This is a genomic window from Thermotoga profunda AZM34c06, assembly GCF_000828675.1.
In the GTDB taxonomy this organism is placed as follows: Bacteria; Thermotogota; Thermotogae; order Thermotogales; family DSM-5069; genus Pseudothermotoga_B; species Pseudothermotoga_B profunda.
Genome location: NZ_AP014510.1, coordinates 202,848 through 220,206 on the forward strand (window position 1 = coordinate 202,848; position 17,359 = coordinate 220,206).

Below are 17,359 nucleotides of genomic sequence, written 5' to 3' on the forward strand. Positions count from 1 at the left end.
AATGGAGTCCGTCAAATTGTTGGCGGAGTTTCCTGTTGTACGATTTCTCGATCTTGTGAATGAAGTCTTCAGCGACTATCCAGTACCTGTTGATTGGGATACATTGAGTTTCAACCTTGATGCTCGGGAGAACTCTATCTCCTTCTCTGATTCTTTCGTGTTTCTCAAAAATGACAGGCCCGTGGGATTTATAGTATGTTGTCTGAGAAAAAACAGAGGAAGGATTGATTCAATGGGGGTTATAAAAGAAGAGAGGGGAACCGGCCTTGCGTATAGAATACTGGAACATGCCCTTGAAGCACTCAGATGGAAAAAGGCTGAAACTGTCGTACTCGAGGTTCTTGAAAGTGAAGCAAGGGCAATTCGATTTTATGAAAAAAACGGTTTTAGGATCACCAGAAAACTCTTCTCCTTGGTGAAAGAAAACCCCACACCAGTCAAGAAAATCACTTTTTTCAAAGCTGATCCAAGATGGGTCCATCAATCTTCTGTAGAAGCGATGATCAACCTTTCAAGACATCCAAATTGGCAACGTGAGCCAGCAACTCTTTTACTGGCAAGCAGTAGGTACAAGATGGCAAGGACCAATTTGTTAAAGGATCAGGGTTATGTCGTCTGGGGTTCGACTCAGAAAAATGCATTCATTGTTGATTGTTCACCTACGAAGAATAAAGAATCATACACCCCACTTCTCAATGAAGCTGTCAATTATGTGTGTGATGTTGAGAACAAAAATGTATGCACAATTGCAAATGTCCCCGAGGACGATCCATTGTATAATGCTGCTATGGAAATTGGATTTGAAAAAATCTTGACACAACTTGAGATGGTCTTACATCTTTATTGAGGAGTTGGTGAAATTGTTGGTGCTATTTTTGAACAAAACTAACGATAAATGGCTATCTAAAATAGAAGAATTGAGAAATCGTTATCACACAGTTCGTTTTGAAGGTTATTTTTCAAATCCTTCACCCCGTATGCTCATAAAAGATGCCGATGTTGTCATCACAGCAAGACTCTCCAAAGAAGAAATAGAATCTTCAAATCTCAAATTGATAATCGTGCCAATGGCCGGAGTGAATGCACTCGATTGGGAATCGATAAGAAAAAAGAAGATAATGGTCAGCAACTGCCATGCCAATGCTCCTATTGTTGCCGAGAGAGCGCTTGCCTTGGCATTAGCGCTTCTTGGAAGAGTTGTCGAATTTGATCAAGACCTACGATATGGCCTTTGGCATGGATATTCAGTTGGATCTCCCGAAGAAGATCATTGGCATTCATTGAGAAACAGAACAGTATGCATAGTGGGAATGGGACATATTGGTGAGGAACTTTCTAAATTATTGCAACCTTTTGGCTGCCAAATCATAGGTGTTAAAAAATCTGCTCCAAAAGAACATTCAAAGATAACTTCGGACTTGGACTGGGCGATTCAAATGAGCGATGTGATCTTCATAACCCTTCCTCTAACCAAAGAAACCAAGAATTTGTTTGATGCCAAGAGACTTCACATGATGAAAGGGAAATATCTGATAAATGTATCCAGAGGAGATATAATAGATGAAAAAGCACTCTTTGAATCTCTCAAAAATAAAATCATCGCAGGTGCGGCTATAGACACGTGGTATCTGTATCCGAAGAACAACGATGAAGCCTTGTTACCCAGCCGATATCCCTTTAACACCCTTAGAAATGTTGTCCTCTCGCCTCATGTTGGAGGTTATACAGAGCAGGGAAGCGATGGCCTTATGAATGAAACATTCATTATATTGGAGACGTTCTTAAGAACTGGTGAAATAATCAACCTTGTCGATCCTGAGCAAGAATACTGAAATATAATTTTAAGCAGGTGAATTAAGTGAGCAATGTCATTTGGAAAAAACTTGAAATATATATTTTTGGAATTGTAGTTTTGGCTCTTGATGGTGCATACTTTGATTTGTTTACTCTACTCATACCTTATCTTGCCATTGAATATCTCAAATTCTCGGGAATCACAAGTGTCCTGAGAGTTATGGTTATTTTGACAATTCACTCGGCTTTGTGCTTCCACAGTATTAGTTTTTTGCATTTGCTGATTTTTGCAGCCTATATCATTTTTGTCATGGTAAGAGAATATTTTCTAAGACCTTTCTTTCCTTTTTTACTCTATAATGTAACCGTCTCTGTGCTTCTAATCGTTGAAGGTTCTTTCTGGATTATGTCCTTAATTTTGATGACTCTGTCTCTTTTAATTTGGAGGATCAAACTTGAAAAGGCTTAAACTGACAATTTATCTCATGCTGACTATTCCTTTCTGTATTCTGTTAATCAGGGCATTTGTACTTCAAGTTATTCAACACAAGTCTCACCTTGAATATATAGAATCATTAAAAGTGTATGTGAGAAAGATCGATGCTCCGCGGGGTAGAATACTAACACGAGATGGTACAGTACTCGCGTGGGATGAAGAAATTCTCATGGCAAAATCCACTGGTTCTATGGATGTCCAAAAAGTTGGTGAAATACTGGGACAGGAAAAGAAATTAAAGTTGCTACTTGGTGAAGATGTACAAGTCACCGAGGCTGAAGCAGTAAAGCTTGAAAGAACAGGTGTGCTTGTTTTTAGAAAATACATTAGACGTTATAATGGTTTAGCACCACATGTCGTAGGTTATATTGGTGTTGACAGATATGGGATTTCAGGTATAGAAAAACAGTACGATTCATACTTGAAGGGTCAGGATGGTTATGAATTGGTAAGTATGTCTGTATCAGGCGGAATTATTGGACGATTCTTGCAAGCAATACCAATTGCTGGAAATGATATTGTACTGACAATAGACTCAAAAATTCAAGAGTATGCTCAAAAACTTTTGAGTAATTCAAATCATGCCGGTACCATCATTGTTCAATCGGCAAAAGATGGTTCAATTCTTGCGATGGCCTCTTACCCGAGTTTCGACCCGAATATGTTTCTCAATATTGACCAAAAACAGTGGGCGGAGATCTCAAATGATCCCAAGAGCCCCCTTTTAAACAGAGCTATCAGCGCAACTTATCCCCCAGGATCTATTTTAAAGCCACTCTACGCTATTGCTTATCTTGAAAATGATCCAGATCTCAAGAGAACCATTGACTGTAAGGGATACTACGAGTACATTGGAAGTTCCGGACGATCTTTGGGGTTGTATCGAGATTGGTATGTACCTGGTCATGGCGTGACCGATTTAAAAAAAGCCATTAAGGTTTCGTGCAACGTGTTTTTCTATAATCTGTCCTTAGAGCTTGGTATTGAGAAGATGAAGCAATATGCAAATTTTTTCATGATCGATCAATTGACTGGCATAGATTTACCAGGTGAACGTAAGGGACTGTATCCTGATCCAAATTGGAAATACAATATCTATAAAGAACCATGGTATCCAGGTGATACTATACTATGTGGAATAGGACAGAGTTTTATCAATCTCACCCCGATCGAAGTTCTGAGCTTCTTCAACGCCATAGCAAATGATGCCACTTGTTACCGCCCTCATCTTTTAGACCATATCAAGAATCAACAAGGTAAGAGGGTTCTCGAATATGAGAAAAATATTCTCTATAAAATCTCACTGAAACAAAGTACACTCAGTTTTCTAAAAGATTCTTTGAGAGAAGTGGTGAAATCAAATGGCAATCCAGCCGATGAAGGAACTGCTTATCAGGCTTTTAAAGGTTTTCGTATTGATGTTGCGGGTAAAACCGGTACCGCCGAAACAGGCAAGAAAAGTGAAAGATCACATTCTTGGTTTGCTGCATTCTCACCAGTCAATTCTCCACAGTTTATCGTCTTAGTTATGCTCGAAAATGCAGGTGGTGGAGGAGAGGCTGCCGCTCCTATGGCAAGGAAGATTTTTGAATATCTCTTAGAGGAGACACGAAAATGATTTTGCGTTTTTTGAGTGAAAACCTCGATAAAGTGGAAAAACCTTCAAGGTACATTGGTGGAGAATTCAATCAAATAATAAAAGATCCATCAAAAGTAAGACTCAGAGTGGGATTAGTCTTCCCAGATCTTTACGAAGTTGGAATGTCAAATCTCGGTTTAATGATCATCTACCATGTACTGAATAATTTACCACAAGTATGGGCTGAGAGGGTTTTTTTACCTTGGAAAGACATGATAGAATTGATGAAGAAAAGAGATATCGAGCTCTTCACCTTAGAGTCAAAAACTCCCTTAAGAGACCTTGATTTGGTAGGTATCTCTCTTCAATATGAGCTTTCCTATACAAATGCACTGTGTGTACTTGACCTTGCCGGATTACCAATCCATTCCGACCAACGCACAGATAAGGATCCAATAGTCATTGCTGGAGGACCTTGTACGACAAATCCCGAAGTTTTGGCAAAAGTCTTCGATGCGTTTGTAATAGGAGACGGTGAAGAAGTAGTTTTAGATATAGCACATAGTTTGATGCAAACAAAAGGAATGAAAAGAGAACAAAGGCTCAAAGCACTTTCTCAAATAGAAGGAGTTTACGTACCAATGTTTTATCAACCAACTGTGCCACCTAAACCCATTTTTGATTGGTTACCTGCGAAAATAAATCGAAGAATATCAAGGGATATAAACAGCGTGAGATTACCCGACTTGAGAGTAATTCCAAACAGCCAGCTCATTCACGACAGAGTTGTAGTAGAAGTGATGCGTGGCTGCACCAGAGGATGTAGGTTTTGTCAGGCTGGAATTATATACAGACCCGTTCGGGAGAAATACAGTGAGAATATAATCAACGAATCGATATCATCTCTTCTGTGTACTGGATATGAAGAACTTGCACTTTTGTCTTTGTCTACTGTCGATCACAGCGCGATAAATAGTATTTTGAAGGACCTTGGAGAAAAAATCGAAAATCTTGCTGTGTCACTCTCCATACCTTCGACGCGCCTTGACAAGTTTGGCTTGTCCATTGCTGAAGCTGTGAGTACAATAAGAAGGACGGGGTTGACATTCGCACCCGAGGCAGGTACTCAAAGACTCAGAAATGTAATAAACAAAAACATCTCCGAAGAAGATTATGTCAATACTCTTGAAGCAGCGAAAAAAGCTGGGTGGAACAGAATAAAACTCTATTTCATGATCGGTTTACCTACAGAAACCGATGAAGACCTTCTTGGAATTGTACGGATGGCAAAGATCGCCCGCAAAATCGGATTCAAGAAGATCACACTCTCTGTGGCAAACTTTATACCAAAGCCACACACTCCATTTCAATTTGCCGAACAAAAATCAATTGATTATCTGAATCATGCACAAAAGATTATCTTACAAGCTAAAGACGTTGCAAATATCAATTTTCACAATCCGCACATGAGTTTAATAGAAGGCCTACTCTCCAGAGGCGATCGAGATATCTTCGAGGTTGTTCTGAGAGCCTTCAACAATGGCTCATTGTTTGATGATTGGGAGAATATCTTCGACTTCAATTTATGGAAGAATGCCATCGAAAAATCACAAATCGATTTGAATTCTTATCTCAAGGAAAGAGATGTAGATGAAAGTCTTCCTTGGGATCATATCGATGTCGGAGTGAATAAGAATTTTTTGGTGAATGAATATCAAAAGGCTTTGCAGGCTATCACAACTTTAGATTGTCGGTGGGATAAATGTCACAGTTGTGGTGTGTGTAATTCAATTTTGAGGAATCTGCTGGAAAATAGTTCAAAAAAATAGGAGGCTGAACTTTGGCATTTTTTCTCATCTCACTGGTTTTGCTTGGAATGGTAATGTTGCAGAATTTCTCTAAAGTGATCAAAAAGAATAGAATACCATTTATTGCTCTTTGCCAGGTTTTATATTCAATTGTCCTTTTCATATTTTTAAAAATACCTTATACGTTCGAGGTTCAGTTCAAGGGATTTCTATCTTTTCTCGTAATTTTTGGGATAATGATCTTCTTAGGTGGTTTTCTTGGGGCAGAACAGATCAAATTTTACAAAAAGATATCACCTTTTGACATCGTTTTTATCGGAATCTTGCTTCCGATTTCAGAAGAGATTATCTTCAGAGGTGCAATACTGTATCTACTACCAAGTGCTTTTCTAAATGCACTGATTTTTTCTTCTATTCACTTAGCAAACGTACTCAACAGAATGGAAAAATTCTCGATCTTCAATTTTATTTATAGATTTGCCGTTGGTTACATATTTGCTCATTCTGTTTTAAGTACACAGAGCCTCTTTTGTGCCACGCTCTGTCATGTTATAAACAACTCAGTGAGTCTTCTTGTGTTAACGAGATCTGAACATATAACCAAGAAAGGCGCAGATACTACTGAGCACAAAGATGGTGAGTAGAGAAACCGATATCATTTTTAAAGTAATCATCTGAACCAAACTAACCACACTTTCTCGAATGTAATAACTCATGAGAAAATAACTGATAACCCCACCTATGATGAAAGAACCTATTATGATAAACAAAATCTTGGAGAAAGATTCCACGGATGCACCAACGATCCAAGAAATTACAGCAACAATTATCCAGAGTAAGTATGATGGTAATGGTGAGAACTTCCCAAGAATTAGTTCGAAAACAACGGCATGGTAGATGAAACTCATCAAGACGATGAACAAAAAGATCTTTCTCATTTGAGTCTCACCTCTATTGGTAACGCCAGACTCATCGAAAGCCATAGCCATTTGATTTTCACGTTTGAATATCCCACCACATGCCATTGCATGGATAAAAGTTTTTCCCTCGCCGCTACATCAAAAGTTTTACGAAGTTGTCCATTCAAAGAGTCTGCAATGAGCTGTAATGTATTACCCCTTTCATCGTAAAAATAAATCTGATAATCCACAGGATAAATGGTCAAATCCTCGGGAGGTCTTATATTTACTTCTCCTAAAAGAGAATTATTCTCCAAGAGAATCTGACAGGTTACCGATGTACTTGAGAGTTTTTGAATGTAATTGCGGTAAACAACCACCCCGGCAGTGTAATTCAACACTGCCAGGATTATACACAAAGACAACACCAGATTTATCTTTCTATTTTGCTTCGCCACTGACAACATAGCAGGCCACCTTATGGCCTTGCAAAACCTCTACCAGATTGGGATGATCGTTTTTCTCACAATACTCAACAGCGTAAGGGCATCTGTCGAAAAATCTGCAGCGCTTTGGCGGATTTATTGGCTTTGGAACACTGCCTTTTATGTTTGGTTCTCCTCTTTTTTGCTCTGGATCAGGAATGGGTACCGCCGTCAGTAAAGCTTTAGTGTAGGGATGAAGTGGATTGTGCAATACCTCTTCAGTTGGACCGGTTTCAACTATTTTTCCCAAGTACATAACTGCTATGTTATTGCTCATATACCTTGCAACAGCAAGATCGTGTGTTATATACAGATAGCTCATTTGGTGTTCATCTGCAAGTCTCATCATCAATTTCATCACACCAGTCCTTATTGACACATCAAGCATTGATGTAGGTTCATCTGCCACCACAAAAGATGGATTGAGAATCAACGCCCTTGCTATTGCCACTCTTTGTCTTTGCCCACCCGACAATTCATGTGGAAATCTGAACATGAAAGTTTCAGGTGGTGTTAAACCAACATCTGAAAGCATCTGTGCAACTCTATCTTCGCGCTCTTTCAAGTTGCCTATTTCATGAATGTTCAAAGGTTCAGAGACTATGTCAAAGATAGTCATTCTTGGATTGAGTGATTCGTATGGATCTTGGAAAATCATCTGGACACGTTTACGAAGTTGCCAGACTCTCACTCTGCGATCTTCAAGGAATTCTGATACGAATTTTGTCTCATCTTTTGAGAGTTTAAGAAATCTCTCGGCGTATATACCATCTACACCACTTAGCTGTTTTAGTTGTTCATCGCTCATCTTTGAAAATCTTTCAACATAATTTTTTTCCACATAATGTCTTGCTGAAGACTCGTTTTCGTATAGCAATGGCGTCACATCTTCTTGCTCAACGATTATTCTTCCATCCGTTGGCTCTTCGAGCCCTACAAGAACCTTACCCGTTGTTGTCTTTCCACAGCCAGATTCTCCAACCAAAGCGAGTGACTCTTTCCTTTTTATTTCAATTGATATGTCATCCACGGCATGGACAAAGTACTTGGTTTTTCCGAAAATACGTCTTTCAGCTGGGAAAAGTTTTCTGAGATTTTCTATCTTTAATACGGTATCATTGTTCATAAAAATGCACCACCTCTTTTGGTTTGACAGGATGATGACACGCCACAAAATGTCCTTTTTCGATTTCATGGTATTCTGGTTCTTCATTCAAACATAATTCATCTGCTTTGGGACACCTTGGAGCAAATCGACAACCCTTTGGAGGATTGAGTAAATTTGGGGGCTCTCCCGGAATTGTAACGAGTTCTGTTTTTTCTCCAACGGTGCTCGGGAAGGCATGCATCAAACCATAAGTATAAGGATGCATAGGCCTTTTGAAGATCGTTACTGAATCTGCGAGTTCTGCGAATTTTCCCGCATACATGACTGCTATCTTATCACTGACTTCTGCTATTACTGCTATATCATGAGAGATATATATCATTGCCATATTCAATTTCTTTTGAATCTTTCTTATTTCTTTTAATATTCTGTCCTGAACAATGACATCGAGTGCTGTTGTCGGTTCGTCGGCGATGATAACCTTTGGGTCACACGCCAAGGCCATCGCAATAACTGCTCTTTGTTTCATACCACCACTGTATTGATGTGGATACTGATCCATTCTTGATGGATCAAGTCCAACTAATTCAAAAAGTTCAGCAACTTTTTCACGAGCTTTATCCACAGGAACTTCAGGATAATGATTTTGTATTGCCTCAATTATCTGATCTCCCACCTTGTAAACCGGATTGAGTGAATTCATAGCAGCTTGAAAGATCATCGATATACCACGCCATCTATACTTTCTCATCTCTGATTCATCCAATTTGACAAGATCAACTGGGTTATTCCCCATGTCAAAAAGAACACTTCCAGTTTTAAATTCCGCGTTATCGGGCAAGAGTCTTAAAATCGTCATTGAGATAGAGGTTTTACCACATCCAGATTCACCGACTATTCCTAAACTCTCACCAGAATCAAGGTCGAAATTTATCCCATCAACGGCTTTCACATATCCCATTTTTGTCTTATAGTGCATTCTCAGGTCTTTGACAGAGAGTAGCATTTCATCACCTCTTTCTTAGCCTTGGGTTCACGATCTCTTCGAGTCCTCTGCCGAGAAAATAAAAAGCAGAACACAACAGGGTTATGCAAGCTCCTGCTGGAAGCCACAACCACCAATAGGTTCCTATACTTGCTCCCATCAAATAACCCGATGATTCAGCCATTTGAATGATTACGCCCCAACTCATTCTTATATTTGCAAGTCCAAGGAACGAAAGCGTGGCCTCGGTGAAGATTGCGCCTGTCACATTGAGCATCATATATAAAAACGATAGTGGAAGTATATTCGGAATGATGTGTCTGAAAATTATATAAGCATCGCTTGCACCTGCGGATTTTGCAGCTTCGATGAATGGCCTAACTTTTATGGTCAAAGCTTGAGCCTTTAATACCAGTGTGATCGAACCAAATCCAGAGAGCATACCTATGATGAGTGCAAGCCTAAAAAGCGTTAAATCTATGAAAGCACTCAGAACCATCAACAATGCCAGACTTGGAAAAAGCATAACTATGTCGGCGAGTCTCATGAAAAATGTATCTATCACTCCACCGTAATAAGCGCAACTTGCACCGATGATTGTACCTATGATTACTGTTATCAAGGCAGCAGTAATACCGAGAATAAACTCTCGAGGTGTACTGTACATAATCATGGAAAGAATATCCCTTCCAAGAGGGTCTGTACCAAGCGGATGTCTCAAAGATGGTGGCGATGGATGACTGATTATATCGGGATCAAAACCCACTATCGGATCGTATGGCGCGAATGTCTGATATCCAAATGGGTCGTCTTTCCAAAAGACGGCTTTCATTATAGTTGGATAAAGAGGGTATATCAGACCAAAGATTGCGAAAAATATTATGACACTGAGTCCAAAAACAGCTAACCTTCTCTCTCTGAACAATTCCCATCCTGTTTTAAAGGACCTCAACCAGAGTTTGAGTCTAATTTTCCACAACGGTTCTTTTATAACTGCTTCAACCATTTTGCTCACCTCAATATCTTATTCTTGGATCCAAAAAGGCATAGAGTATATCGGCAATAAGGTGGGCTACCAGAACAAAGACACCCGTGAAAACAAGAAGACCGATCAACAAAGGCGTGTCCTGCTGGCTGAGTGCTTCTAAATAAGCCCTACCAAGACCTGGCCATGAAAACATGGTTTCAGTTATTATACCCCCACTTATCGTGAAACCAAGACTTATCACAAAATTGGTCACAAGTGGTAATAAGGCATTTCTCGCAGCGTGTTTATCTCTCACCACTTTGTCTGGTAAGCCTTTTGCCTTCGCAGTGGTTATATAATCTTCCCTTATGACATCAAGCATTGTGTCGCGCATCACAAGCATGCTACCAGCAAAAGAGTAAAGTGTTAATGTGAAAACCGGCAGAACCATGTGTTTTATAATATCCCAGGCATAGACTCCTCTACCTGAGAGAATCCAAATCGAGATTGAGATAACGATCGTAGCAATCAAAGAAGTGTAAAATAAGGCTCTTTTGGCGGCTATTGTTTTGAGTTTTCGTGAAATGATCGTAGCTGTCAAAAAAACAACTAAGAGGATGAATGCGTTAAGCAGAAGCTTTAGAAAAAGATCTTGTGCTGAAAAGGAAACATTTCTCCAAAGATTTGGTTCTATGAACTGGTTCAGTGGAAGTATTCCCAGAATAACTCCAAACAACCAGATGTTGAATATGGCAAGTAATGGTAAGAAAATCGTCCAAAATACTATACCGGTAAAAGTCGTCAATTGATCGACTACCTTGCCCCTTTTCCATGCAGATCTTTTACCCAGAGTGTAGCCAAATGCATACGAAACTAAAGTAGATGTCACAAATAGAAAAACTGTTCTTGGGAGTCTCTCAAAGATTATTGATGTAACTTTCCTCGGAAAATACGAAAATGAAACGCCGAGATCCAAGACCAAGAAATTTTTCATGTAGTACAAATATCTAGTGAAAACAGGTTTGTCAAAACCGAATTGACGCTTCAAGTTTTCTCTTATTTCTGGGGTGATCTTTGGATTCATGAGGTATTTGTCAAGAAAACTTCCTGGAAGGGCTTCCATCAACCAAAAAACAATTGTCACGTAGATGAACAAAAGTATGACAATTTGAACAACTCTCTTGCTCAGAAATTTAAGCACCTTTTACCTCCTCTCGGGTCACAAAATCCAACCGCCCCAAATGGGGCGGTGGAATTGAAAATCTTCGTTATGCTATTTTGCTGCTTTAACAAGTGTCGGTGTTCCATTGACATACTGCAAACCAGACAGGGTTTTTTCGTACGGGAAGATGATTTGATCTGTTCTGTAGGCCTCAGTAGTTGGTGTGTCAAAGATGACTAAGTAAGGAAGATCTTGTGCAAGAATTTCTTGGAGTTTGAAGGACAGTTCTCTTGCTTTTTCAATATCAGATGCTGCGAGAAATTCATCGGCGAGTTTGTCAAACTCTGGATTGTTGTATCCGGCAGCATTGAAGTCACCAACACCGGCGCGTTTGCTGTGGAAGAAGTCTGCAACATGATCTGGATAATATCCAAGGCTCCAGCCGAGCATGTAAATATCAAAGTTGAATGGTTCGTCAAAGACTCTCTGAACGATCAAGTTGAAGTCGACCAAATTGGCCTTTATAGGTATACCAATTTCATTCGCCCATCTTTCAACATAAAGTGCTATAGTTGCCCTCATAGGATCATAACCAGCACCTGGGGCAAGAAGTTCTATCTGTTCAATTCTTTGACCATTGGGACCGATCAAACCTCTACCTTGTCTGACTACGTTGTTACCCTCGATCTTTGGTTCGACAACCCACTTGAAACCTGCCTTTTTCAAAAGATCGATGGCGAGTTTCCTTCTATCTCCCGAGCTCATGCCATAGCCTGGTGAAAGTTTCTCAACATTGGGGTTATACCAAAAGACATTTCCGTTTGGAACCACACCATACTGTGGGAATGCCTGGCCACCGAGGACTCTTGATGTGAGAAATTCGCGATCAACCAATGCAGCTATGGCTTGTCTGAATTCCTTGATATTCATTGGAAATCTTCTCATGTTAAAGCACATGTACCTGAAACCGTTCACAGAGTTAGTGATCAACTTGATATTCGCAACCTTTGCAAGCTGATCTGCCTCGCCTTTTTGTAAGCCAAGTGAGTTGAAGATAAAGCTGACATCACCGTTGATCAAAGCTGTTATAGCTGCTGATCTGTTTAGATACATTCTGTAGATTATGCTATCAATATATGGACCTGTGACAAATTCATATTCTTTTTCGCCAGTTGGTTCTCCGTAACCAGACCAGGCAAAACCTGTTTTTGGATTCTTTATGGATACTGCACCATTTTTGTAGAGTGTCAGTACGCTGCCAGTATCGGAATAATCCTTACGAGCGGTGACCTCTATGAAGGCTCCCTTTTCCCATTTTTTCAGCAAGAATGCACCAAGGATTGGTTCATCAGAAACATCATAGTTGTACATCGTTTGCAATGGGTTTGCTGTTTTGAGTGCCTCTTCGGTTTTTGGTTCCCAGTATTTCTTTTGGAGAATTGGCATCATCATTGCACCAAAGTTTGCCTTTGCAAGACTTGCATGTGTGAAATAAAGTTTTACTGTGAAATCATCGACTTTTTCTGCCTTGATGAAATAGTCGGGATCAATATAACCAGCCCAGTTCCCACCCAAACCATAGTCAACAATGAGTTTTCTGACAGTGTTCATGGTCCAAACTACGTCATCAGCGGAAAACTTCGTACCATCTGACCATGTGACATCTGTTCTGAGTTTAATAGTATAGACCCACTGGTCACCTTGTTGTTCGAGATTGGGAAGATCTGCGGCAAGATTTGGAATCCAGTCAAATCTCACATCTGAGTAAGTATACAATCCAGCGATTCTTGGTCCCATCACATAGCCAGTCCATACAGTCGCATTTGGTCCAAGATAATCCCAGATGTTCAATGAAATAGGTTCCTGCAAGAAAGCCCAATTAACAGTCTGTGCGAAGACGAAAGCCGCAAGAACAAGCATTAACACTAAGAATACTTTTTTCATTCCCTCTACCTCCCTTCGAAGGTTTAGTCTATGTTCATTATACAATTTGTTACACAACGAGTCAAACACATCGATCTATCAAAACTTATCCCACCTTGTTCTTTTATAATTTTCGAGTATCTTCAAAACAAAATCGATGTCATAGTTTGTATGGTCTGCATTTATCTGGAATCTTATTGTTTCATCGCCCTTTGGAACAATAGGAAAATTCAAACCAGTAGCGAGAACACCATTTTCTATCAGATACTTAACTATATCAGATGTTCTATTTGTGTCTCTAACGAGTAGTGGGACAATTGGATGTTCGCTAACAATTGTTTCATATCCAAGTCTCAATAATCCTTCTCTGAATTTTTTTGTCAATTGCCTCAAATATCTCAATTTTTCCCTACCTTCATCACTGTCGAGAATTTGTAAAACTTTAAGGGCACATGCAGCCTCGGCCGGTGTGATTGGGTTTGAATAGATATATGTGATAGCCTTTTCTCTTAAATACGTGATTACAATTTGATCTGAAACCACATATCCACCATTTACACCAAATGCCTTTCCAAGTGTTCCAATCAGAAGATCAACCTGTGCGCCAACTACTTCTTCGGTTCCCCTACCTGTTTCCCCAAAAGCTCCCACACCATGAGAATCGTCAGCAATGGTGATTATGTTTTCTTCAAAATATTCATCGTATTTGTTTGCAATATCGACTATTTTACCAAGAGGGGCATAATCTCCTCGCATACTGAAAACACCATCGGTGATAACCAAAATTCTCTTTGCTTTTCCAATACTGTCTTTTATTTTTTGCTCAAGGTCATTCGTATCTAAGTGTTTATATACAAGCTTGTCTTTCGGTCTTGATAATCTCACGGCATTTATAATGCAGTTGTGATTTAATTCATCACTTATGATAACTGTTTCAGGAGTTGTAAGTGAAGAAATCACACCTATGACCGTAACATAAGCTGCGCTGTAGATCATTGCATCTTCTCTTGAATGAAATCGTGCAAGTTGTTTTTCAAGCTCTCTATGGGGTAGATAGGTACCACTTATGAATCTCACTGCACCGGGTCCTACACCATATTTCCTGGCTGCTTCTTCTTCAACTTTTATTATCTCTTCTCTCAACGACATTCCAAGATAAGAGTTGGAATTCATTCTTATGAATTCTTTGTTTCCATAGCCTTTCAAGAAAAATCTCGGTCCCTTCTCACCTTCTGGTTTCTTGACATCTGTTACGATAAATTCCTTTCCTTTTGCGCGACCTTCATTTTTTAATTGTAGTAATTCTTCCTCGAGTGTTTTTATTGTTCTGTTCAAAGGCATTTTTACACCTCCCTTTTCACTGCATTTGTATTTTACAACTTTTATCTGTGTAGAGAAAAATTGGAACGTGGATTTTGAATTTGATGGTCTTTGATGTAAGCTCTATTTGGAAATGGGGAGGGATCAAGATGAAAGCAATTTTAAAGACACACATGGCGGCGGGTTTGACAATGCAAGATGTACCAAAACCAACTAACCTCAAACCAACAGAAGTACTGGTAAGAGTAAAGCGTGCTTCAATATGTGGTTCAGATGTTCACATTTACAAATGGGACGATTGGGCAAAGAGTCATATCAAACCACCCATGATAATAGGTCATGAATTTGCAGGAATAGTCGAACAGATAGGTGAAGCCGTCGAAACAGTACAAGTGGGAGATTTTGTTGCCGCAGAGACACATATCCCATGCCAGCAATGTTATCAATGTAAGACCAACAGAATGCACATATGCAGAGATATGAAGATACTGGGTGTCGACATCGATGGAGCCTTCGCTGAATATGTCAAAGTACCTCAAACGATTCTCTGGAAGGTATCATCAAAGATATCACCTGACTTTGCTTCAGTGATGGAACCATTCGGAAACGCAGTTCACACAGCCTTAGTGGAGAATCTAACAGGTAAAACTGTCTTGATAACAGGCATAGGACCAATTGGAGCAATGGCAATTCAAGTTGCAAAAGCAGCTGGTGCTTCATTGGTGATAGCTTCAGAAATCAAACCATACAGAAAAAACCTTGCAAAAAATAATGGCGCCGATGTCATAATAGATCCAACCCAAGAAGATTTATACAAAAAGATAATGGATATCACCAATGGCGATGGTGTTGATATTTTCTTGGAAATGTCTGGTAATATGAATGCTCTTGAACAGGGTTTAAAATCACTCACGCGTGGTGGAACAGCTTCTATTTTGGGTGTTTTTGGAGAAAAAGTACAACTTGCAATAGATGAACTCATAACCTTCAAGGGAATTAAGATCTATGGAATAACAGGGCGAAAGATTTTTGAGACTTGGAGAATAGCAGATCAATTGCTCAGTAGTGGAAAAGTCGATCTCTCCAAGGTGGTAACACACATCATTCATTTCGAAGATTGGCAAAAAGGTTTTGATTTAATGATGAAAGGTGAATGCGGAAAGGTTGTCATGGAACTTTCTGATTAGAATAAGGGGCACTTGCCCCTTATTCGATCATCAAAAGGTAAGGATAGTGTGGCTGACCGCCTTCGTGAATATCAATTTGTACCTGATCAACTGCCTTCTCCAGGGCTTCTTTAATCATGTCTATTTCAGTATCAATGGCATCTTGGCCAGTAAAAATTGTTACTATTTCTCTTCCACGTAAATCGAGTGCCGTTAAGGCTCTGATCATTGCCTGTTTGAGAGATTGTCCATGTGATACGAGTTTTTTACCTCGCATCACCATGTATTCACCTTTCTTTATCTTAGTTCCATTGTGTTTTGCGTCTCTCACTGCACGTGTGATACACAGTGAGATAATATAATTTGCTGCTTGGACAAACTTCTCTTGTAATTTATCTGGTTCTTCGTTTGGATCAAAACTCATCATAGCCGAAATACACTCTTGAACGGTTTGGGTTGGTATTATTATCACTTGCTTGTCTTTCGTATTTTCTGCGGCTTGTTTCGCGGCGAGTATTATATTAGGATTATTGGGAAACAGAAAGATTATCTCGGCTTTTACTCTGTCTATAGCGAATTTGAGATCGGCCGTACTTGGATTCATTGTCTGTCCACCACGAACTATCTGGTCTACTCCAAGATTTCTCAAAACCTCCGAGATGCCATGACCAGGCGAGACAGCAACAAAACCATATCTTTTTGGTTGTTCAACTATCTGTTCGACCAGGTGTTCATGCTGTAATTTCATATTATCCACTTTCACCTTTAGTATTTCTCCATATTTCAATATCTCCTCGATTACAATACCGGGGCTATTAGTATGAACGTGAGTCTTCAATACTGCACCATCGTGGACAACAACCGCTGAATCTCCTATATTTTCAAGAAAGAGTCTGAGCTCTCCCACTTTTTCGGCGTGAAAATCATTCTCACCTTTTACCATCACTTCTGTGCAATATTGATACTTGAGCTCCTCGATCGGAAGTTCTACAGAAACTTCGCCATTCACGCTGGTCACTACTTCGAGATTAACTTTCTCTTCACCCATAGCTACCGAGCGAAATCCCTGTAATATGTAGTACAAACCTTTTGCACCAGCATCGACTACTCCTGCTTCTTTCAGTACCGGCAGCAACTTTGGGGTTTCTTTCACGGTTTCCTCTGCTACTTTATTGATCCAGTCGAGAACCTCTAAAACAGTCCCGACTTGGTCGACTTCATCGAGTCTTTCATCTATTCTTCTTAAAATTGTCAACATCGTTCCTTCAACTGGTCTCATAACAGCTTTGTAGGCAATGTTCCTTGCTGTTGAAAACATTTTCAATATATCTTTTGGTTGGAGTGTCTTTTTCTTCTCGCAGTACATTGCAAAACCACGAAATATCTGAGATAGTATTACGCCGGAGTTCCCACGAGCACCCATGAGCGTTCCGTTCCTTATGGCTTCCATTACGGCTGATAGCTCATGCTTATCTTTGTCTAACTGATCAAGATACTTACATCCTTCTTTCATCGTTGCGAGCATATTTGAACCAGTATCGCCGTCAGGCACGGGGAAAACATTGAGTGCATTGAGTTCATCAACGTGAGTCGCAAGATACTCCGTTGCTTTCTGAAAAGCAAGCTTCATGAATTTTCCATTCACTTTTTCCAAGATCCGCACCTCC

The 17,359-nt window shown here is 39.7% G+C and carries 16 protein-coding genes; 7 read left to right on the plus strand and 9 right to left on the minus strand.

Annotation, left to right across the window (positions count from 1 at the left end; genetic code table 11):
- Position 1: 1 nt before the first annotated feature.
- From TSP02S_RS00955 to TSP02S_RS00980, 6 genes are read left to right on the plus strand one after another with little or no spacing between them, the layout of a single operon-like run.
- Positions 2-847 carry a GNAT family N-acetyltransferase gene (locus tag TSP02S_RS00955; RefSeq protein WP_041081195.1) on the plus strand — a complete coding sequence of 282 codons (846 nt, stop codon included), beginning with the start codon at positions 2-4 and terminating at the stop codon, positions 845-847.
- Between the two features lie 7 nt (positions 848-854).
- On the plus strand, positions 855-1,832 hold the full coding sequence (locus TSP02S_RS00960) for a 2-hydroxyacid dehydrogenase (RefSeq protein WP_171816292.1): 978 nt from the start codon (positions 855-857) through the stop codon (positions 1,830-1,832).
- Positions 1,833-1,858: 26 nt separating this feature from the next.
- Complete coding sequence (locus TSP02S_RS00965) at positions 1,859-2,263, plus strand: hypothetical protein (protein WP_041081198.1); 405 nt, start codon at positions 1,859-1,861, stop codon at positions 2,261-2,263.
- Positions 2,250-3,908: a penicillin-binding transpeptidase domain-containing protein gene (locus TSP02S_RS00970; protein WP_052465246.1), complete on the plus strand. Its 1,659-nt coding sequence runs from the start codon at positions 2,250-2,252 to the stop codon at positions 3,906-3,908. Before TSP02S_RS00965 ends, TSP02S_RS00970 begins: the two co-directional genes overlap by 14 nt.
- Positions 3,905-5,698: a TIGR03960 family B12-binding radical SAM protein gene (locus TSP02S_RS00975; RefSeq protein WP_041081199.1), complete on the plus strand. Its 1,794-nt coding sequence runs from the start codon at positions 3,905-3,907 to the stop codon at positions 5,696-5,698. The genes TSP02S_RS00970 and TSP02S_RS00975 overlap by 4 nt, the downstream gene beginning before the upstream one ends.
- Positions 5,699-5,709: 11 nt before the next feature.
- Entirely contained in the window at positions 5,710-6,321 is a 612-nt protein-coding gene (locus TSP02S_RS00980) for a CPBP family intramembrane glutamic endopeptidase (protein WP_041081200.1), read from the plus strand.
- Here TSP02S_RS00980 and TSP02S_RS10885 read toward each other — a convergent pair.
- The 8 genes from TSP02S_RS10885 to TSP02S_RS01015 form a co-directional block, all read right to left on the minus strand.
- Positions 6,256-6,615, minus strand: a complete 360-nt coding sequence (locus TSP02S_RS10885) for a hypothetical protein (protein WP_082025840.1) — start codon at positions 6,613-6,615, stop codon at positions 6,256-6,258. The two genes, TSP02S_RS00980 and TSP02S_RS10885, sit on opposite strands and share 66 nt — an antisense overlap.
- Positions 6,612-7,043, minus strand: a complete 432-nt coding sequence (locus tag TSP02S_RS00985) for a hypothetical protein (protein ID WP_041081202.1) — start codon at positions 7,041-7,043, stop codon at positions 6,612-6,614. Before TSP02S_RS00985 ends, TSP02S_RS10885 begins: the two co-directional genes overlap by 4 nt.
- Complete coding sequence (locus TSP02S_RS00990) at positions 7,018-8,187, minus strand: ABC transporter ATP-binding protein (RefSeq protein WP_041081204.1); 1,170 nt, start codon at positions 8,185-8,187, stop codon at positions 7,018-7,020. The genes TSP02S_RS00985 and TSP02S_RS00990 overlap by 26 nt, the downstream gene beginning before the upstream one ends.
- Entirely contained in the window at positions 8,177-9,175 is a 999-nt protein-coding gene (locus TSP02S_RS00995) for an ABC transporter ATP-binding protein (RefSeq protein ID WP_041081206.1), read from the minus strand. Before TSP02S_RS00995 ends, TSP02S_RS00990 begins: the two co-directional genes overlap by 11 nt.
- 4 nt (positions 9,176-9,179) lie before the next feature.
- Positions 9,180-10,160, minus strand: a complete 981-nt coding sequence (locus TSP02S_RS01000) for an ABC transporter permease (RefSeq protein WP_041081208.1) — start codon at positions 10,158-10,160, stop codon at positions 9,180-9,182.
- Between the two features lie 10 nt (positions 10,161-10,170).
- Positions 10,171-11,322: an ABC transporter permease gene (locus tag TSP02S_RS01005; RefSeq protein ID WP_041081210.1), complete on the minus strand. Its 1,152-nt coding sequence runs from the start codon at positions 11,320-11,322 to the stop codon at positions 10,171-10,173.
- A 72-nt stretch (positions 11,323-11,394) separates the two neighbouring features.
- Positions 11,395-13,227, minus strand: a complete 1,833-nt coding sequence (locus TSP02S_RS01010; protein WP_041081212.1) for an ABC transporter substrate-binding protein — start codon at positions 13,225-13,227, stop codon at positions 11,395-11,397.
- A 78-nt stretch (positions 13,228-13,305) separates the two neighbouring features.
- The gene (locus tag TSP02S_RS01015; RefSeq protein ID WP_041081214.1) at positions 13,306-14,547 is read right to left on the minus strand and encodes an aminotransferase class I/II-fold pyridoxal phosphate-dependent enzyme; all 1,242 of its coding nucleotides are present in this window, start codon (positions 14,545-14,547) and stop codon (positions 13,306-13,308) included.
- Positions 14,548-14,675: 128 nt separating this feature from the next.
- Here TSP02S_RS01015 and tdh point away from each other — a divergent pair, with 128 nt between their 5' ends.
- Complete coding sequence (gene tdh, locus TSP02S_RS01020) at positions 14,676-15,713, plus strand: L-threonine 3-dehydrogenase (RefSeq protein WP_041081216.1); 1,038 nt, start codon at positions 14,676-14,678, stop codon at positions 15,711-15,713.
- Positions 15,714-15,732: 19 nt separating this feature from the next.
- Here the strand turns inward: tdh and TSP02S_RS01025 are convergent, their stop codons facing one another.
- Positions 15,733-17,355 (minus strand): DAK2 domain-containing protein, encoded by a 1,623-nt coding sequence (locus TSP02S_RS01025; protein ID WP_232503728.1) that lies wholly within the window; start codon positions 17,353-17,355, stop codon positions 15,733-15,735.
- Positions 17,356-17,359: the final 4 nt, after the last annotated feature.